Annotated in this window: 22 protein-coding genes; all 22 read left to right on the top strand. The window is 67.4% G+C overall.

Translation table 11 applies throughout. The annotated features are described in order from the left end of the window. Positions 1-16 precede the first annotated feature (16 nt). The 22 genes from ABD437_RS05460 (at position 17) to ABD437_RS05355 (ending at position 17,730) form a co-directional block, all read left to right on the top strand. Positions 17-3,913 (top strand): DNA-directed RNA polymerase subunit beta', encoded by a 3,897-nt coding sequence (locus ABD437_RS05460; RefSeq protein WP_344647629.1) that lies wholly within the window; start codon positions 17-19, stop codon positions 3,911-3,913. A gap of 121 nt (positions 3,914-4,034) precedes the next feature. Further along, positions 4,035-4,535, top strand: coding sequence for a hypothetical protein (locus ABD437_RS05455; protein WP_344647628.1), 501 nt, complete (start codon positions 4,035-4,037; stop codon positions 4,533-4,535). Between the two features lie 54 nt (positions 4,536-4,589). Next, entirely contained in the window at positions 4,590-5,618 is a 1,029-nt protein-coding gene (locus tag ABD437_RS05450) for a hypothetical protein (protein WP_344647627.1), read from the top strand. Positions 5,619-6,110: 492 nt separating this feature from the next. Continuing rightward, complete coding sequence (rpsL, locus tag ABD437_RS05445) at positions 6,111-6,485, top strand: 30S ribosomal protein S12 (protein WP_035857832.1); 375 nt, start codon at positions 6,111-6,113, stop codon at positions 6,483-6,485. Between the two features lies 1 nt (position 6,486). Further along, complete coding sequence (rpsG, locus tag ABD437_RS05440) at positions 6,487-6,957, top strand: 30S ribosomal protein S7 (RefSeq protein WP_035857831.1); 471 nt, start codon at positions 6,487-6,489, stop codon at positions 6,955-6,957. A 36-nt stretch (positions 6,958-6,993) separates the two neighbouring features. After that, entirely contained in the window at positions 6,994-9,093 is a 2,100-nt protein-coding gene (gene fusA, locus ABD437_RS05435) for an elongation factor G (protein ID WP_344647626.1), read from the top strand. A gap of 79 nt (positions 9,094-9,172) precedes the next feature. Then, on the top strand, positions 9,173-10,366 hold the full coding sequence (tuf, locus tag ABD437_RS05430) for an elongation factor Tu (protein ID WP_344647625.1): 1,194 nt from the start codon (positions 9,173-9,175) through the stop codon (positions 10,364-10,366). 108 nt (positions 10,367-10,474) lie between these two features. Continuing rightward, positions 10,475-10,783, top strand: a complete 309-nt coding sequence (gene rpsJ, locus ABD437_RS05425; protein WP_035857828.1) for a 30S ribosomal protein S10 — start codon at positions 10,475-10,477, stop codon at positions 10,781-10,783. A gap of 143 nt (positions 10,784-10,926) precedes the next feature. After that, entirely contained in the window at positions 10,927-11,595 is a 669-nt protein-coding gene (gene rplC, locus ABD437_RS05420) for a 50S ribosomal protein L3 (protein ID WP_344647624.1), read from the top strand. Further along, positions 11,592-12,281 (top strand): 50S ribosomal protein L4, encoded by a 690-nt coding sequence (rplD, locus tag ABD437_RS05415; RefSeq protein WP_344647623.1) that lies wholly within the window; start codon positions 11,592-11,594, stop codon positions 12,279-12,281. The genes rplC and rplD overlap by 4 nt, the downstream gene beginning before the upstream one ends. After that, positions 12,278-12,574, top strand: a complete 297-nt coding sequence (rplW, locus tag ABD437_RS05410; RefSeq protein WP_344647622.1) for a 50S ribosomal protein L23 — start codon at positions 12,278-12,280, stop codon at positions 12,572-12,574. Before rplD ends, rplW begins: the two co-directional genes overlap by 4 nt. A gap of 42 nt (positions 12,575-12,616) precedes the next feature. After that, complete coding sequence (rplB, locus tag ABD437_RS05405) at positions 12,617-13,453, top strand: 50S ribosomal protein L2 (RefSeq protein WP_344647621.1); 837 nt, start codon at positions 12,617-12,619, stop codon at positions 13,451-13,453. Between the two features lie 11 nt (positions 13,454-13,464). Further along, the gene (rpsS, locus tag ABD437_RS05400) at positions 13,465-13,746 is read left to right on the top strand and encodes a 30S ribosomal protein S19 (RefSeq protein WP_073259060.1); all 282 of its coding nucleotides are present in this window, start codon (positions 13,465-13,467) and stop codon (positions 13,744-13,746) included. A gap of 58 nt (positions 13,747-13,804) precedes the next feature. Beyond that, on the top strand, positions 13,805-14,275 hold the full coding sequence (rplV, locus tag ABD437_RS05395) for a 50S ribosomal protein L22 (RefSeq protein ID WP_084701442.1): 471 nt from the start codon (positions 13,805-13,807) through the stop codon (positions 14,273-14,275). Then, positions 14,275-15,204 (top strand): 30S ribosomal protein S3, encoded by a 930-nt coding sequence (rpsC, locus tag ABD437_RS05390; protein ID WP_344647620.1) that lies wholly within the window; start codon positions 14,275-14,277, stop codon positions 15,202-15,204. Before rplV ends, rpsC begins: the two co-directional genes overlap by 1 nt. Before the next feature lie 3 nt (positions 15,205-15,207). Continuing rightward, positions 15,208-15,630 (top strand): 50S ribosomal protein L16, encoded by a 423-nt coding sequence (rplP, locus tag ABD437_RS05385; protein WP_035857820.1) that lies wholly within the window; start codon positions 15,208-15,210, stop codon positions 15,628-15,630. Continuing rightward, positions 15,627-15,866, top strand: coding sequence for a 50S ribosomal protein L29 (gene rpmC / locus ABD437_RS05380; RefSeq protein WP_073259056.1), 240 nt, complete (start codon positions 15,627-15,629; stop codon positions 15,864-15,866). Before rplP ends, rpmC begins: the two co-directional genes overlap by 4 nt. After that, entirely contained in the window at positions 15,863-16,144 is a 282-nt protein-coding gene (rpsQ, locus tag ABD437_RS05375) for a 30S ribosomal protein S17 (RefSeq protein ID WP_344647619.1), read from the top strand. Before rpmC ends, rpsQ begins: the two co-directional genes overlap by 4 nt. A 110-nt stretch (positions 16,145-16,254) precedes the next feature. Then, positions 16,255-16,623, top strand: coding sequence for a 50S ribosomal protein L14 (gene rplN, locus ABD437_RS05370; protein ID WP_035857817.1), 369 nt, complete (start codon positions 16,255-16,257; stop codon positions 16,621-16,623). A gap of 2 nt (positions 16,624-16,625) precedes the next feature. Next, positions 16,626-16,973: a 50S ribosomal protein L24 gene (rplX, locus tag ABD437_RS05365; protein WP_344647618.1), complete on the top strand. Its 348-nt coding sequence runs from the start codon at positions 16,626-16,628 to the stop codon at positions 16,971-16,973. Continuing rightward, positions 16,973-17,542, top strand: a complete 570-nt coding sequence (gene rplE / locus ABD437_RS05360; protein WP_344647617.1) for a 50S ribosomal protein L5 — start codon at positions 16,973-16,975, stop codon at positions 17,540-17,542. The genes rplX and rplE overlap by 1 nt, the downstream gene beginning before the upstream one ends. A 2-nt stretch (positions 17,543-17,544) precedes the next feature. Continuing rightward, positions 17,545-17,730, top strand: coding sequence for a type Z 30S ribosomal protein S14 (locus ABD437_RS05355; protein WP_035857814.1), 186 nt, complete (start codon positions 17,545-17,547; stop codon positions 17,728-17,730). The last annotated feature ends 50 nt before the right edge of the window (positions 17,731-17,780 follow it).

Raw genomic sequence — 17,780 nt, 5'->3', positions numbered from 1 at the left:
AGAGGGACTGAAACACGTGCTTGACGTCAACTTCTTTGACGAGCTGCGAATTGGCCTCGCGACGGCCGACGACATCCGTCAGTGGTCGCACGGCGAGGTGAAGAAGCCGGAGACCATCAACTACCGCACGCTCAAGCCGGAAAAGGACGGGCTCTTCTGCGAGAAGATCTTCGGCCCCACCCGGGACTGGGAGTGCTACTGCGGTAAGTACAAGCGCGTCCGGTTCAAGGGCATCATCTGTGAGCGCTGCGGCGTCGAGGTGACCCGGGCCAAGGTGCGCCGTGAGCGGATGGGCCACATCGAGCTGGCCGCTCCGGTCACCCACATCTGGTACTTCAAGGGCGTCCCGAGCCGGTTGGGCTACCTGCTCGACCTGGCCCCCAAGGACCTCGAGAAGATCATCTACTTCGCGGCCTACCTGATCACGGCCGTCGACACCGAGGCGCGTCACCGCGACATGTCGACGATCGAGGCGGAGATCGCCGTCGAGCGTCGTCGGGTCGAGGAGCGTCGCGACGCCGACATCGACGCGCGCGCCAAGAAGCTCGAGGGCGACCTGGCCGAGCTCGAGGCCGAGGGCGCGAAGAGCGACGTCCGCCGCAAGGTCAAGGAAGGCGGCGAGCGCGAGATGCGCCAGCTGCGCGACCGTGCGCAGCGGGAGATCGACCGTCTCGACGAGGTCCTCGACACGTTCCGCAAGCTCGAGGTCAAGCAGCTGATCCCGGACGAGCTCCTGTTCCGCGAGCTCCGGGACCGGTTCGGCGAGTACTTCGTGGGCGGCATGGGCGCCGAGGCGCTGCAGAAGCTGCTCGAGGGCTTCGACCTGGACGCCGAGGCCGAGAGCCTGCGCGAGACCATCCGGTCGGGCAAGGGCCAGAAGAAGATCCGGGCGCTCAAGCGGCTCAAGGTCGTCGCGGCGTTCCTGAACACCCGTAACTCGCCCATGGGCATGGTGCTCGACTGCGTTCCGGTGATCCCGCCGGACCTGCGGCCGATGGTCCAGCTCGACGGTGGCCGCTTCGCCACCAGCGACCTGAACGACCTGTACCGCCGGGTGATCAACCGGAACAACCGGCTCAAGCGCCTGCTCGACCTGGGTGCGCCGGAGATCATCGTCAACAACGAGAAGCGGATGCTGCAGGAGGCCGTCGACGCGCTGTTCGACAACGGCCGCCGCGGCCGGCCGGTCACCGGCCCGGGTAACCGCCCGCTGAAGTCGCTGTCCGACATGCTCAAGGGCAAGCAGGGCCGGTTCCGCCAGAACCTGCTCGGCAAGCGCGTCGACTACTCCGGCCGTTCGGTCATCGTCGTCGGCCCGCAGCTCAAGCTGCACCAGTGCGGCCTGCCGCGCTACATGGCGCTCGAGCTGTTCAAGCCGTTCGTGATGAAGCGCCTGGTCGACCTGAACCACGCGCAGAACATCAAGTCGGCCAAGCGGATGGTCGAGCGTGCGCGCCCGGTCGTGTGGGACGTCCTCGAAGAGGTCATCTCCGAGCACCCGGTGCTGCTCAACCGCGCACCCACCCTGCACCGTCTGGGCATCCAGGCCTTCGAGCCCCAGCTGGTCGAAGGCAAGGCCATCCAGATCCACCCGCTCGTCTGCACCGCGTTCAACGCGGACTTCGACGGTGACCAGATGGCGGTGCACCTGCCGCTGTCGGCCGAGGCCCAGGCCGAGGCCCGGGTGCTGATGCTCTCGAGCAACAACATCCTGTCGCCGGCGTCGGGTCGCCCGATCACGTCGCCCACGCAGGACATGGTGCTCGGGCTCTACCACCTCACCGCGGTCCGCGAGGGGCGCATCGGCGAGGGCCGGATCTTCGGCTCGGACGCCGAGGCCGTCATGGCCTACGACCTGGGTGAGCTCAACATCCAGACCCCGGTCAAGATCCGCATCGACGGTGCGCCGACGGTCGACAACGGCCCCGGCAAGGAGCCGTGGGTCGCGCCGGAGGACTGGGAGCCGGGTTCGCCGCTGCTCGTCGAGACGACGCTCGGCCGGGTGTTCTTCAACGAGACGCTCCCGACCGACTACCGCTTCGTCAACTACGAGGTGCGCAAGCCGCAGCTCTCGGCGATCGTCAACGACCTCGCCGAGCGCTACCCGAAGGTGCAGGTCGCCGCGACGCTCGACGCCCTCAAGGCGTACGGCTTCCGGTGGGCCACCCGGGCCGGCGTCACCATCTCGATCGACGACGTCGTGACGCCGCCGAGCAAGCCGGAGATCCTCGACCGGTACGAGAAGGACGCCGACAAGATCGAGAAGCAGTACCAGCGCGGTGTGATCACCGGGGAAGAGCGCCGTCAGGAGCTCATCGAGATCTGGACCAAGGCGACGAACGAGGTCGCCAAGGCCATGGAGGCGAACTTCCCGGAGACGAACCCGATCTGGATGATGGTCAACTCGGGTGCCCGAGGAAACATGATCCAGGTCCGGCAGATCGCCGGTATCCGTGGTCTGGTCGCCAACCCCAAGGGTGAGACGATCCCGCGTCCGATCAAGTCCTCGTTCCGTGAGGGCCTGTCGGTGCTGGAGTACTTCATCTCCACCCACGGTGCCCGTAAGGGTCTGGCCGACACCGCCCTGCGTACCGCCGACTCGGGTTACCTGACCCGTCGTCTGGTGGACGTCTCGCAGGACGTGATCATCCGCGAGGAGAACTGCGGCACCGAGCGTGGTGTCATGGTCCCGATCGCGACCCAGGGCCCCGACGGCACGCTGACCAAGCACCAGCACGTCGAGACCAACTCGTACGCCCGGACGCTCGCGACCGACGCGAAGAGCCCGGACGGCGTCGTGGTGGCCCCGGGCGGGTCCGACCTCGGCGACGTGCTGATCGACGCCCTGGTCAAGGCCGGTGTGCAGGACGTCAAGGTCCGCTCGGTGCTGACCTGCGAGTCGGCGATGGGTGTGTGCGCGTACTGCTACGGGCGTTCGCTCGCGACCGGCAAGCTGGTCGACGTCGGCGAGGCGGTCGGCATCATCGCCGCCCAGTCGATCGGTGAGCCCGGCACCCAGCTGACGATGCGTACCTTCCACACCGGTGGTGTGGCCGGTGACGACATCACGCAGGGTCTGCCGCGTGTGGTCGAGCTGTTCGAGGCCCGTGTCCCCAAGGGCAAGGCCCCGATCGCCGAGATGGCCGGTCGGATCCGCATCGAGGAGACCGAGAAGTCGCGGAAGATCGTCATCGTCCCGGACGACGGGTCGGAGGAGATCGCCTACGACAAGCTCTCGCGCCGCGTGCGGATGCGGGTGGCCGACGGCGAGCACGTCACGGTGGGCCAGCAGCTCACCGACGGTGTGGTCGACCCGCACGAGGTGCTCCGCATCCAGGGCCCGCGTGCCGTGCAGCTGCACCTGGTCAACGAGGTGCAGAACGTGTACCGGTCGCAGGGCCAGCCGATCCACGACAAGCACGTCGAGATCATCGTCCGGCAGATGCTCCGCCGGGTGATCATCATCGACTCGGGCGCCACCGAGTTCCTGCCCGGTGCCCCGATCGAGCGGCCGATGTTCGAGAACGAGAACCGTCGGGTGGTGGCCGAGGGCGGCGAGCCGGCTTCGGGTCGTCCGATCCTGATGGGTATCACCAAGGCGTCGCTGGCGACCGAGTCGTGGCTCTCGGCGGCCTCCTTCCAGGAGACCACCCGCGTGCTCACCGACGCGGCGATCAACGCGCGCAGCGACTCGCTGATCGGTCTCAAGGAGAACGTGATCATCGGAAAGCTGATCCCGGCCGGTACCGGCATCTCGCGGTACCGCAACATCCGGGTGGAGCCCACCGAGGAAGCACGGGCTCAGGTGTACTCGATGACGCCGTACGACGACGTCGAGTACGGCGGTTTCGGTACCGGCTCCGGCCAGGCCGTTCCGCTGGACGACTTCGACTACGGGTCGTTCAACCGCTGATCGCAGCCGTCGTACCGCGGGCCGCTCGGGTTTCCCGGGCGGCCCGCGCCCGTGTTCGAAGAATGTCGGGGGATGATGGCACGATGCAGTTTCCGGTGTTCATGCTCGGTGGGGGGTGACGATGAGCGAGGGCAGGTCCCCGTGGGCACGCCCGGCTCCCGGTCAGGCCCCGGCCGAGATCGGGCTCGCCACCCCGGCGGTGCCGGAGGTCCTGGCGTCGCCGCACGCGGCCCCGGCGCCCGGGTCGCAACCCGTCCCGGCACCCGCGCCCCGGCTTCCCGGTGAGCCGTGGGTCGTCACCGAGCGGCACCCGGCCGATCCCGACGAGGCGCCGTCCAGCAAAGCCTGGGCGGTTCTCACGCTCGGCGTCGTCGGGGTGCTGCTGATGTTCTGCGGGGGAGGGCTGGTGCCGGGTCTGGCCGGCCTCGCCCTCGTGCGTCCGGCCCGCACCGAGATCGCCGCCGCGGCGGGTTTCCTCACCGGGGGGAAGGCGCTGCGCGCCGGGGAGATCCTGAGCTGGATCGCGGTGGCGGTGAGTGCGATCGTGATCGTCGTGGTCGTGATCGGGCTGCTGATCGGGTCCGTGGGGGACGGGCCGCACTACGACGAAAACGTCAACTGACGGTGCAGTGGTAAGCGCGGTAGGAGTACGCAGCCGCGTTCGACGAGGAGAGAGATGACCGACCGACCAGGCTCTGAGCCGGCCCAGCCCTACGACCCGCGGGATCGCCAGGGTCGCCCTGGGGAGGAGCCGCCGAGCGGTTTCAGTTTCCCCGACTACAACAATCCGTCCGGAACGCCCCAGACGCCGAACTTCAGCACGCCCGACTACGGGCAGGCTCCCGACAGCCCGTACGGCCAGCCGGCGTCGTCACCGCCGTCGCAGTACGGCACTCCGGGCGGTCAGTACGGCAGCACGCCCACCAACGACCCGTACGGCACGCCGCCCACCCACGGCCAGTACGGCAACCCGCCGTCGTACGAGCCGCCGTCCTACGGGCAGCCGCCGTCCTCGGCACCGACGTCGGGCTTCGGCTCGCCGTGGGGTGCCGGCGCCGACCAGGGCTCCGGCTACGACCCGAACAACCCCACCTCCGGCTACGGTGCCGGCCCCGCCGCTCCCACCTCGGGTTACGGCGCCGCTCCCACCTCGGGTTACGGTGCTGCCCCCACCTCGGGTTACGGCGCCGCCCCCACGTCCGGTTACGGCGCCGCGCCGACGTCGGGCTACGGGGCCGACCCCAACGCCGGGTACGGTGCCCAGCCCTCGTACGGCTACGACCCGAACAACCCGGCCGCTCCCACGTCGGGCTACGGCTACGGTTCCGACAAGCCGACCTCCGGGTACGGCGCTCCGAGTTACCCCGCTGCCTCCGGCTACCCCCCGGCCGGTGGCTTCGGGGGTCCCGGGCAGCCGCAGAAGGAGCAGCTCGCGCTGGTCTCGATGATCGCGGGCATCGTCTCCGCGGTCGCCTCGCTGCTGGCGTGCTGCACGTTCTTCGCCGCGTTCCTGCCGATCGTCGCCGGCGGCGTCGCGATCGCGACCGGCGTGATGAGCAACAAGAAGATCGCCGCCTCGGGTGGCGTGCTGGGCGGAGCGCAGCAGGCGAAGACCGGCATCATCGCCGGCGGCGTCGGCATCGGCCTGGCGATCATCTTCGCGATCGTGAACATCGCGTTCCTCGCGAGCAGCACGAGTCCGTGATGCGTTAACCATCCGGAAACCGGCCCGGCTCCCCGAACGAGGGGAGCCGGGCCGTTCCGTTCCTCACCGGGATACCTTCGGCTGATGGCCGGTTGTGGCCGTTCGAGGAACGGCGAGGTACCGTTATGAGCGGTGCCTACCCGCGGTGAGAGTCGCGGGGTGGGCGGAACCTCAGGAACGTCGGGTCGTCGGTTCGCCGAAAACTCGGTGAGACAGGGACTGAACCGGCGGTAACACGCACTACCGGTCCGCGGCAAGCGGGGAAGCGGTAGTCGTTTTGACCTGTGGTCGGGCCGTAGGTAGTCTTGCTTTTCGTGCCTGGGTATCGCCTGGGCATGCACGTGCGCCCGCTACCGGGTGCACGGCCTCCCCTGGGGTCTGCTCGCAGACTCTGGGCCTGCGGCCGGCGCGACACGCCCGACCGCGGGGGTCGGAGGAGCCGGACATCTGGCTCAACACGAGGACATTAGTCGAGAAGAAAGCGGAGACCCGGTGCCCACGATCCAGCAGTTGGTCCGCAAGGGCCGGCAGGACAAGGTCGAAAAGACCAAGACTCCTGCGCTCAAGGGCAGCCCGCAGCGCCGTGGCGTGTGCACGCGTGTTTACACCACCACGCCCAAGAAGCCGAACTCGGCTCTGCGGAAGGTGGCGCGTGTCAAGTTGAGCAGTGGCGTCGAGGTCACCGCATACATCCCTGGTGTTGGTCACAACCTCCAGGAGCACTCGATCGTCCTGGTCCGCGGCGGTCGTGTGAAGGACCTGCCCGGCGTCCGCTACAAGATCATCCGCGGCTCGCTGGACACCCAGGGTGTCCGCAACCGCAAGCAGGCCCGCAGCCGGTACGGCGCGAAGAAGGAGAAGAGCTGATATGCCCCGCAAGGGTCCCGCTCCGAAGCACGCGGTGGTCATCGACCCCGTGTACAACTCGCCGCTCGTCACTCAGCTGATCAACAAGGTCCTGCTGAGCGGGAAGCGGTCGGTCGCGGAGCGCATTGTCTACGGGGCTCTCGAGGGCGCCCGCGAGAAGACCGGCAACGACCCGGTCGTCACGCTGAAGCGCGCGCTCGACAACGTGAAGCCGGCCCTCGAGGTGCGCAGCCGCCGTGTCGGTGGCGCCACCTACCAGGTCCCGGTCGAGGTTCGGCCCGGTCGTAGCACCACGCTCGCGCTGCGCTGGCTGATCCAGTACAGCCGCGCCCGTCGTGAGAAGACCATGACCGAGCGCCTCATGAACGAACTTATGGACGCGAGCAACGGTCTCGGCGCGAGCGTCAAGCGCCGCGAGGACACGCACAAGATGGCCGAGTCGAACAAGGCCTTCGCGCACTACCGCTGGTAATCCGCGTCCCGCACTCGAAGCTGAAAGGCAAGATTGATGGCTGGCAACAACGCCGCCCTGGCCAAGGTCCGCAACATCGGGATCATGGCCCACATCGACGCGGGCAAGACCACCACGACCGAGCGGATCCTGTTCTACACCGGTATCAACTACAAGATCGGTGAAGTCCACGATGGCGCAGCCACCATGGACTGGATGGAGCAGGAGCAGGAGCGCGGCATCACGATCACGTCGGCCGCGACGACCTGTTACTGGCACGACCACCGGATCAACATCATCGACACGCCGGGCCACGTCGACTTCACGGTCGAGGTGGAGCGGTCGCTGCGAGTGCTCGACGGTGCGGTGGCGGTCTACGACGGTGTTGCCGGCGTCGAGCCGCAGACCGAGAACGTCTGGCGGCAGGCGGACAAGTACCACGTCCCGCGGATGTGCTTCGTCAACAAGCTCGACCGCACGGGCGCGGACTTCTTCCGCTGCGTCCAGATGATGATCGACCGGCTCAACTCCACCCCGGCCGTCCTGCAGATCCCGATCGGGCTCGAGGGCGACCACATCGGTGTCGTCGACCTGGTGGGTATGCGCGCGCTGACCTGGCGCGGCGAGACCCAGAAGGGTGAGGACTACGCCGTCGAGGAGATCCCCGCCGACCTGGTCGACCAGGCCAACGAGTGGCGCGAGAAGCTCCTCGAGACGATGTCCGACGTCGACGACTCGATCGCCGAGGCCTACCTCGAGGGCGAAGAGATCTCGGTCGAGACGCTGAAGGCCGCGATCCGTCGCGCCACGCTGGCCGACAAGGTCAACCCGGTCGTCTGCGGCTCCGCGTTCAAGAACAAGGGCGTTCAGCCCATGCTCGACGCGGTCGTCGACTTCCTGCCGAGCCCGCTCGACCTCCCGTCGATCGACGGCACGAAGATGGACGGCGAGACCCCGGACTCGCGTCACTCGGACGACAAGGAGCCCTTCAGCGCCCTGGCGTTCAAGATCCAGTCCGACAAGCACCTCGGCACGCTGACCTACCTCCGGATCTACTCCGGTCGGCTGGACGCGGGCACCCAGGTGATCAACTCGACCAAGGACCGCAAGGAGCGGGTCGGGAAGATCTACCAGATGCACGCGATCAAGCGTGAGGAGCTGCCGAGCGTCGGCGCCGGCGACATCGTCGCGGTGCAGGGCCTGAAGCAGACCACCACTGGTGACACGCTGAGCGACCCGGCGAACCCGATCATCCTCGAGTCGATGACGTTCCCGGACCCGGTCATCGAGGTTGCCATCGAGCCGAAGACCAAGGCTGACCAGGAAAAGCTGGGCACCGCGATCCAGAAGCTCGCGCAGGAAGACCCGACGTTCAAGGTCCACAACGACGAAGAGACCGGTCAGACGGTCATCGGCGGCATGGGCGAGCTGCACCTCGAGGTGCTCGTCGACCGCATGCGGCGCGAGTTCAACGTCGAGGCGAACGTCGGTAAGCCGCAGGTGGCCTACCGCGAGACGATCCGTCGCTCGGTCGAGGGCTACGACTTCACCCACAAGAAGCAGACCGGTGGTTCGGGTCAGTTCGCGAAGGTGAAGATCAACCTGGACCCGATCCCGCAGGACGGCGACGCGCCGACCTACGAGTTCGACAACAAGGTCACCGGTGGTCGCGTGCCGCGGGAGTACATCCCGTCGGTCGACGCCGGCGCCCAGGACGCCATGCAGTACGGCGTACTGGCCGGGTACCCGCTGGTCGGCATCAAGTTCACGCTTGTCGACGGTCAGTACCACGAGGTCGACTCTTCGGAGATGGCCTTCAAGATCGCCGGTTCGATGGCGCTCAAGGAAGCGGCCCGCAAGGCCGACCCCGCGCTGCTCGAGCCGATGATGGCGGTCGAGGTCACCACGCCCGAGGAGAACATGGGCGATGTGATCGGCGACCTCAACTCGCGGCGCGGTCAGATCCAGGCAATGGAAGAGCGTGGCGGTGCCCGCGTTGTTCGGGCCCTGGTTCCGCTCTCCGAGATGTTCGGCTACGTCGGAGACCTCCGGTCGAAGACCCAGGGCCGGGCGAGCTACTCCATGCAGTTCGACTCCTACGCCGAGGTTCCCACGAACGTCGCGAAGGAGATCATCGCGAAGGCCACCGGCGAATAATCCCGCCGGGGCGGAGCGATACCCGACCCCACGTCGCACGGCGTACCACTAGATATTCAGTCCACAGGAGGAAAGACCAGTGGCGAAGGCGAAGTTCGAGCGGACCAAGCCGCACGTCAACATCGGCACCATCGGTCACATCGACCATGGCAAGACGACGCTGACCGCGGCGATCACCAAGGTCCTGCACGACAAGTACCCGGACATCAACCCCTTCACGCCGTTCGACCAGATCGACAAGGCGCCGGAGGAGCGGCAGCGCGGTATCACGATTTCGATCGCGCACGTCGAGTACCAGACGGAGTCGCGTCACTACGCGCACGTCGACTGCCCCGGGCACGCTGACTACATCAAGAACATGATCACCGGTGCCGCCCAGATGGACGGCGCGATCCTGGTCGTCTCGGCGACCGACGGCCCGATGCCGCAGACCAAGGAGCACGTGCTCCTGGCCCGCCAGGTCGGCGTTCCGTACATCGTCGTCGCCCTGAACAAGGCCGACGTCGTGGACGACGAGGAGATCCTGGAGCTCGTCGAGCTCGAGGTGCGCGAGCTCCTCAGCCAGTACGAGTTCCCGGGCGACGACACCCCGATCGTGCGTGTCTCGGCGCTGAAGGCGCTCGAGGGCGACGCCGAGTGGGGCGAGAAGATCCTCGAGCTCATGAACGCGGTCGACGAGACCATCCCGGAGCCCGAGCGGGACCTCGACAAGCCGTTCCTCATGCCGATCGAGGACGTCTTCACGATCACCGGTCGCGGTACGGTCGTCACCGGCCGTGTCGAGCGGGGTGTGCTGAAGGTCAACGAGACCGTCGACATCGTCGGCATCAAGGAGACCAAGCAGACCACCACGGTCACCGGCGTCGAGATGTTCCGCAAGCTGCTCGACGAGGCGCGTGCCGGCGAGAACGTCGGTCTGCTCCTCCGCGGCATCAAGCGCGAGGACGTCGAGCGCGGCCAGGTCATCATCAAGCCGGGCACCACGACTCCGCACACGGAGTTCGAGGCGACGGTCTACATCCTCAGCAAGGACGAGGGTGGCCGCCACACGCCGTTCTTCAACAACTACCGGCCGCAGTTCTACTTCCGTACCACGGACGTGACCGGCGTGGTGACCCTCCCCGAGGGCACCGAGATGGTCATGCCGGGTGACAACACCGACATGTCGGTGAAGCTCATCCAGCCCGTGGCCATGGAGAACAACCTGCGCTTCTCCATCCGCGAGGGTGGTCGGACCGTCGGCGCCGGCCGCATCACCAAGATCAACAACTAGTAACTCGTGTGACGGCGGTCGGGTCGTTGATCGATCCGGCCGCCGCTCCGCGCGGTTACCAACCGGCAGCCACCCGACCCCCAGCAAGTAGACAGGACTGAAGGTTCCATGGCGGGACAGAAGATCCGCATCCGGCTCAAGGCCTATGACCACGAGGTCATCGACAGCTCGGCGCGGAAGATCGTTGACACGGTGATCCGTACCGGTGCGTCGGTTGCGGGCCCGGTGCCGCTGCCGACCGAGAAGAACATCTACTGCGTGATCCGCTCGCCGCACAAGTACAAGGACTCCCGCGAGCACTTCGAGATGCGGACCCACAAGCGGCTGATCGACATCCTCGACCCGACGCCGAAGACCGTCGACTCGCTCATGCGTCTCGACCTCCCGGCCGGCGTCGACATCGAGATCAAGCTCTAAGGACGTAATAGCGCTCGAGTTCGGACTCAGGGCTCGACAACGCATTACGACACCGTCCGAAGACGGTGCCACCGATAAGGACACGCCGCGCCGAGCAAGTTGGCGCGGAGAGGATCCGGACCCAAGAGAGTCGGAAAGAAGAGATGGACAGGCAGATCAAGGGGATCCTGGGCGAGAAGCTCGGCATGACCCAGGTCTTCGACGAGAACAACCGGATCGTTCCGGTGACCGTCGTTCAGGCCGGGCCGAATGTCGTGACCCAGGTGCGCACCCCGGAACGTGACGGCTACTCCGCGGTCCAGGTCGCTTTCGGCGGCATCGACCCGCGGAAGGTGAACAAGCCCGAGAGCGGCCACTTCAAGGCCGCCGGCGTCACCCCGCGGCGTCACCTGGTCGAGATCCGCACCACTGACGCGGCCGAGTACGAGGTCGGTCAGGAGGTCTCCGCGGAGATCTTCGAGCAGGGCATCAAGGTCGACGTCGTCGGCACCAGCAAGGGCAAGGGTTACGCGGGTGTCATGAAGCGTCACGGCTTCAAGGGCCTCGGCGCCGGCCACGGTACCCAGCGCAAGCACCGCGCGCCGGGTTCGATCGGCGGCTGCGCGACCCCGGGTCGTGTCTTCAAGGGCCTGCGCATGGCCGGCCGCATGGGCGGCGTCCGCACCACGACGATGAACCTCAGCGTCCACCGCGTCGACGCTGAGAAGGGCCTGATCCTGGTCAAGGGCGCTGTGCCCGGGCCCAAGGGCGGCCTGGTGCTCATCCGCACCGCCGCCAAGACCCAGCTTGGTAAGGGCGGAGTGGCGAAGTGACCTCCATTGACATCGTCGACGCCGGCGGCAAGAAGACCGGTACCGCCGATCTGCCCGCCGAGATCTTCGACGTGACGACGAACATCCCGCTGATCCACCAGGTCGTGGTGGCCCAGCAGGCGGCGGCCCGCCAGGGTACGCACAAGACCAAGACCCGCGGGGAGGTGTCCGGCGGTGGGGCCAAGCCCTACAAGCAGAAGGGCACCGGCCGCGCCCGTCAGGGCTCGACCCGCGCGCCGCAGTTCACCGGCGGTGGCATCGTCCACGGCCCGCAGCCGCGCGACTACTCGCAGCGGACGCCCAAGAAGATGAAGGCTGCTGCCCTCCGGGGCGCGCTCTCCGACCGGGCTCGCGGTGGCCGTGTGCACGTGCTCGACGCGCTGGTCTCCGGCGACGTGCCGTCCACCAAGGACGCCGTCAAGGCACTCGCGAACGTCGCGACCTCCCGCCACGTGCTCGTCGTGGTCGCCCGCGGCGACCGCAACAGCTGGCTGTCGGTGCGCAACGTCGCCGAGGTGCACGTGCTGGCGCCTGACCAGCTCAACACCTACGACGTCCTGATCAGCGACGACGTGGTGTTCACCAAGGACGCATACGACGAGTTCGTGGCGGGCCCGATCTCCGGTCGCGGCGCGACCGCGAAGGCCAGCTCGGCGGAGCTCGACACCGAGGAGAACGAGAAGTGATTCCCGACCCGCGCGACATCCTGCTCGCTCCGGTCGTCTCGGAGAAGAGCTACGGCCTGCTGGACGAGAACAAGTACACGTTCTTCGTCTCGCCCGACGCGAACAAGACGCAGATCAAGATCGCGGTCGAGCAGGTCTTCAACGTGAAGGTCACGGCGGTCAACACGCAGAACCGGCAGGGGAAGCGTAAGCGGACCAAGTTCGGCACCGGTAAGCGGAAGGACACCAAGCGCGCGATCGTGAGCCTCGCGCCGGGTGACCGCATCGAGATCTTCGGGGGGCCGGTCTCCTGACGGGGCCGGACCACATCGAGGATCGAGAGCTGAGGGATACAGATGGGCATCCGCAAATACAAGCCGACCACGCCGGGCCGGCGTGGGTCGAGCGTCGCCGACTTCGTCGAGATCACCCGTGACCACCCGGAGAAGTCGCTGGTCCGGCCGCTGCACAGCAAGGGCGGCCGGAACGCGCACGGTCGGGTCACCACCCGCCACCAGGGCGGTGGGCACAAGCGTGCGTACCGGCTGATCGACTTCCGCCGGGCCGACAAGGACGGTGTGCCGGCCAAGGTCGCGCACATCGAGTACGACCCGAACCGCACCGCGCGCATCGCGCTGCTGCACTTCGTGGACGGCGAGAAGCGTTACATCGTCGCGCCGAACAAGCTGCGTCAGGGCGACCGGATCGAGACCGGTCCGGGCGCCGACATCAAGCCGGGCAACAACCTGCCGCTGCGTAACATCCCGGTCGGTACGGTCGTGCACGCGATCGAGCTCCGGCCCGGTGGCGGCGCCAAGATCGCCCGCTCCGCCGGCGCGAGCGTGCAGCTCGTCGCGAAGGACGGCCCCTACGCCCAGCTGCGTATGCCGTCCGGCGAGATCCGCAACGTCGACGCCCGCTGCCGTGCCACGGTCGGCGAGGTCGGCAACGCCGAGCAGTCGAACATCAACTGGGGTAAGGCCGGCCGTATGCGGTGGAAGGGCAAGCGCCCGACCGTCCGCGGTGTCGCGATGAACCCGATCGACCACCCGCACGGTGGTGGTGAGGGCAAGACCTCCGGTGGTCGCCACCCGGTCAACCCCAAGGGCAAGCCCGAGGGGCGTACTCGCCGGGCCAACAAGGCCAGCGACAAATTCATCGTCCGCCGCCGCAAGACCAACAAGAAGCGCTGAGGTTGTAGGCCATGCCCCGCAGCTTGAAGAAGGGCTACTTCGTCGACGACCACCTGATCAAGAAGGTGGACGCGCAGAACGCCCGGGGAACCAAGAACGTCATCAAGACCTGGTCGCGTCGCTCGACCATCACGCCGGAGATGATCGGCCACACGCTGGGTGTCCACGACGGACGCAAGCACGTGCCGGTGTTCGTCACCGAGGCGATGGTGGGCCACAAGCTGGGCGAGTTCTCGCCGACCCGCACGTTCAAGGGTCACGAGAAGGACGACCGCAAGAGCCGCCGCCGCTGACGCGGACCCAGGTGCGTTCGGTTAGTACCCGGGCGCGGAAAGACGAGAGAGCAGACAGATGGCAGTGATCGACGGCAAGCGCGTGAATCCGCGACGCGTGGCGCTGCTCGGGGACGCCCCGGGGGCATTCGCCGAGGCGCGGTACGTCCGGACGACGGCGATGAAGACCCGGCGCGTGGTCGACCTCATCCGGGGTCTCCCCGCGAAAGAGGCGCTGACCGTGCTCAAGTTCGCCCCGCAGGCCGCCAGCGAGCAGGTCTACCGGGTCGTGGAGAGCGCGATCGCGAACGCCGAGCACAACGAGCGGCTCGACCCCGACTCGCTGCTCGTGACGCAGGCCTTCGTGGACGAGGGCCCGACGATGAAGCGGTTCCGGCCGCGCGCCCAGGGGCGTGCCTACCGGATCCGGAAGCGCACCTGCCACATCACTGTCGTGGTGGAGAGTGTGGCCCCGACGGCGAAGCCGAAGCGGGCGCCGAAGAAGGCGAGCGGCGGCCGGTCGGCAGCCACGAAGGGAAGCGCCGAGTAATGGGTCAGAAGGTCAACCCGCACGGCTTCCGGCTCGGCATCACGACCGAGTGGAAGTCCCGCTGGTACGCGGACAAGATGTACAAGGACTACGTCGGTGAAGACGTGGCGATCCGGAAGATGATGTCGCGCGGTATGGAGCGCGCCGGCATCGCCCGGGTCGAAATCGAACGCACCCGTGACCGGGTCCGCGTCGACATCCACACCGCCCGGCCGGGCATCGTCATCGGCCGTCGCGGCGCGGAAGCCGACCGCATCCGTGGCCAGCTCGAGAAGCTGACCGGCAAGCAGGTGCAGCTGAACATCCTCGAGGTCAAGAACCCCGAGGCCGAGGCCCAGCTGGTGGCGCAAGGCGTCGCCGAGCAGCTCTCCAGCCGCGTCAGCTTCCGTCGCGCCATGCGTAAGGCCATGCAGTCGGCGATGAAGTCGCCGGGCGTCAAGGGCATCCGGGTGCAGTGCGCCGGTCGCCTCGGCGGTGCCGAGATGTCGCGGTCGGAGTTCTACCGCGAGGGTCGGGTGCCGCTGCACACGCTCCGCGCGAACATCGACTACGGCCTTTACGAGGCTCGGACGACGTTCGGTCGCATCGGCGTCAAGGTCTGGATCTACAAGGGCGACGTCGTTCAGAGCCGCGCCGAGCGCGAGGCGGCCGAGGCCGCGCTGCGTCAGCACCGCGGTAACCGTCCCGAGCGTCGTCGTGGCGCCGGTGGCGGTGGCGGCGGCCGTGGCCGTGGCGACCGCCAGGGCGGTGGCCGCAACGCCGAGCGCACCGAGGCCGAGACCCCGGTGACCGAGACCTCCGCGGTCGAGGCTCCCGTGGCCGAGGCTCCGGTCGAGGCTCCGGTAGCAACTGAGCCGGCTGCCACGCCGGCCGTCGAGGCGCCCGAGGCTGCCCCGGCGAAGGCCGACAACGCAGGTCAGGAGGGCTGACCCATGCTGATTCCCCGCAGGGTCAAGCACCGTAAGCAGCACCACCCGACGCGCCGCGGCGCGTCGAAGGGCGGCACGGCGGTCACCTTCGGCGAGTACGGCATCCAGGCTCTGGAGCCCGCCTACGTGACCAACCGGCAGATCGAGTCGGCGCGTATCGCGATCAACCGTCACATCAAGCGTGGCGGCAAGGTCTGGATCAACATCTACCCGGACCGCCCGCTCACCAAGAAGCCGGCCGAGACCCGCATGGGTTCCGGTAAGGGTTCGCCGGAGTGGTGGATCGCGAACGTCAAGCCGGGACGGGTGCTCTTCGAGCTCCAGTACCCGAACGAGCAGATCGCTCGCGAGGCCATGCGCCGCGCGATCCACAAGCTGCCGATGAAGTGCCGGATCGTGAAGCGCGAGGGGAGTGAGGCAGCGTGAGCAGCGGCCCGAACGACAAGGCTGCCGAGCTGCGCGAGCTCGACGACGAGCAGCTCGTCACCCGGTTGCGGGAAGCCAAGGAGGAGCTCTTCAACCTCCGCTTCCAGAGCGCGACCGGTCAGCTGGACAACAACCGCCGACTCCAGGTCGTCCGCCGGGACATCGCCCGGATCTACACGATCATGCGGTCGCGTGAGCTCGGCATCGAGCAGGCGCCGAGTGAGGTGACGGCATGAGCGAGGAGACTGTGGCAGAGGTGGAGGGTCGCAACGACCGCAAGGTCCGTGAGGGCTACGTGGTCAGCGACAAGATGGACAAGACCGTGGTTGTCGAGGTCGAAGACCGCGTCAAGCACCGCCTGTACGGCAAGGTCATCCGGCGTACGCACCGGCTGAAGGCGCACGACGAGCAGAACGACTGCGGCGTCGGCGACCGGGTCCGGCTGATGGAGACCCGGCCGCTGTCGGCCACCAAGCGGTGGCGCGTCGTCGAGGTCCTCGAGCGCGCCAAGTAGTCTGGGCCGCTGTTGCCGGAAGGTTCTCGCGAACCTTCCGGCACACTTGAGAAAGTTCCGTTCCGCCAGGCTCTCAATGAGAGAACCGGCGCGACATCTATGGAGTTGACGTGATCCAGCAGGAGTCGCGACTGCGTGTCGCCGACAACACTGGGGCCAAGGAGATCCTGTGCATCAGGGTCTTGGGTGGCTCCGGCCGGCGGTACGCGGGTATCGGCGACATCATCGTGGGCACCGTCAAGGACGCCATTCCCGGCGCGGGTGTGAAGCGCGGTGACGTCGTGAAGGCTGTCGTCGTCCGCACCGTGAAGGAGAAGCGGCGGCCGGACGGCTCCTACATCCGTTTCGACGAGAACGCCGCGGTCCTGATCAAGGACGGTGGCGACCCGCGCGGGACCCGCATCTTCGGCCCGGTCGGGCGCGAGCTGCGTGACAAGCGGTTCATGAAGATCATCTCGCTCGCCCCGGAGGTGCTCTGATCATGGCGAAGTTCAAGGTGAAAAAGGGCGACACCGTCCTGGTCATCGCTGGCAAGGACAAGGGCGCCAAGGGCAAGGTGATCCAGGCCTACCCCGAGACGAACCGCGTGCTCGTCGAGGGTGTCAACCGGATCAAGAAGCACACGAAGGTCTCCACGACGCAGCGCGGCGCGAAGTCGGGCGGCATCGTGACGCAGGAGGCCGCCATCCACGTCAGCAACGTGATGGTGATCGGCAACGACGGCAAGCCGACTCGCGTGGGCTACCGGACCGAAGAGGTCACCGGCGACGACGGTCAGGTTTCGCGCAAGCGGATCCGCGTCTCCCGGCGGACCGGTGAGGACATCTGATGACTGCCCCGGCCACCGAGAAGATCCAGCCTCGGCAGAAGCTGCGCTACCGCGAGGAGATCGTCCCCGCGCTGCGTGACCAGTTCAAGTACTCGAACGTCATGCAGGTGCCCGGCGTCGTCAAGGTCGTCGTGAACATGGGCGTCGGTGACGCCGCTCGCGACTCCAAGCTGATCGACGGTGCGGTCCGTGACCTCACCGCCATCACCGGTCAGCGCCCGCAGGTCCAGAAGGCCCGCAAGTCCATCGCGCAGTTCAAGCTGCGTGAAGGCCAGCCGATCGGCGCCAAGGTCACCCTGCGCAACGACCGGATGTGGGAGTTCCTGGACCGCCTGCTGTCGATCGCCCTGCCCCGCATCCGCGACTTCCGCGGCCTGTCCGGCAACCAGTTCGACGGTCACGGCAACTACACGTTCGGCCTGAACGAGCAGTCGATGTTCCACGAGATCGACGTGGACAAGATCGACCGCCCGCGGGGCATGGACATCACGGTCGTGACCACCGCGACGACGGACGAGGAGGGTCGGGCGCTGCTCAAGCTCCTCGGCTTTCCGTTCAAGGAGAACTGAGCATGGCGAAGAAGGCCCTGATCCAGAAGGCGTCGGGCAAGCAGAAGTTCAAGGTCCGTGCGTACACTCGCTGCCAGCGTTGTGGCCGTCCGCGTGCCGTGTACCGGGCCTTCGGCCTGTGCCGCATCTGCGTGCGCGAGATGGCGCACCGCGGCGAGCTTCCCGGAGTCACCAAGTCCTCGTGGTGACCGCGTCGCCACGCTCGAACGAAGGACCTGGGCACAGGTCCGCTGCTTCG

It is taken from the genome of Cryptosporangium japonicum (assembly GCF_039524755.1).
Classification (GTDB): Bacteria; Actinomycetota; Actinomycetes; order Mycobacteriales; family Cryptosporangiaceae; genus Cryptosporangium; species Cryptosporangium japonicum.
Note: the sequence above shows the minus strand (reverse complement) of the source record. Positions and strands in the feature narration are given on the sequence as shown.

Coding starts and splice junctions, on each gene's coding strand:
- rpsJ (WP_035857828.1), top strand. CDS start 10,475: ATGGCGGGACAGAAGATCCGCATCCGGCTCAAGGCCTATGACCACGAG.
- rplE (WP_344647617.1), top strand. CDS start 16,973: ATGACTGCCCCGGCCACCGAGAAGATCCAGCCTCGGCAGAAGCTGCGC.
- rpsG (WP_035857831.1), top strand. CDS start 6,487: ATGCCCCGCAAGGGTCCCGCTCCGAAGCACGCGGTGGTCATCGACCCC.
- fusA (WP_344647626.1), top strand. CDS start 6,994: ATGGCTGGCAACAACGCCGCCCTGGCCAAGGTCCGCAACATCGGGATC.
- rplC (WP_344647624.1), top strand. CDS start 10,927: ATGGACAGGCAGATCAAGGGGATCCTGGGCGAGAAGCTCGGCATGACC.
- ABD437_RS05450 (WP_344647627.1), top strand. CDS start 4,590: ATGACCGACCGACCAGGCTCTGAGCCGGCCCAGCCCTACGACCCGCGG.
- rplP (WP_035857820.1), top strand. CDS start 15,208: ATGCTGATTCCCCGCAGGGTCAAGCACCGTAAGCAGCACCACCCGACG.
- ABD437_RS05355 (WP_035857814.1), top strand. CDS start 17,545: ATGGCGAAGAAGGCCCTGATCCAGAAGGCGTCGGGCAAGCAGAAGTTC.
- ABD437_RS05455 (WP_344647628.1), top strand. CDS start 4,035: ATGAGCGAGGGCAGGTCCCCGTGGGCACGCCCGGCTCCCGGTCAGGCC.
- rplV (WP_084701442.1), top strand. CDS start 13,805: ATGGCAGTGATCGACGGCAAGCGCGTGAATCCGCGACGCGTGGCGCTG.
- rplX (WP_344647618.1), top strand. CDS start 16,626: ATGGCGAAGTTCAAGGTGAAAAAGGGCGACACCGTCCTGGTCATCGCT.
- rpsQ (WP_344647619.1), top strand. CDS start 15,863: ATGAGCGAGGAGACTGTGGCAGAGGTGGAGGGTCGCAACGACCGCAAG.
- rplB (WP_344647621.1), top strand. CDS start 12,617: ATGGGCATCCGCAAATACAAGCCGACCACGCCGGGCCGGCGTGGGTCG.
- rpsC (WP_344647620.1), top strand. CDS start 14,275: ATGGGTCAGAAGGTCAACCCGCACGGCTTCCGGCTCGGCATCACGACC.
- rpsS (WP_073259060.1), top strand. CDS start 13,465: ATGCCCCGCAGCTTGAAGAAGGGCTACTTCGTCGACGACCACCTGATC.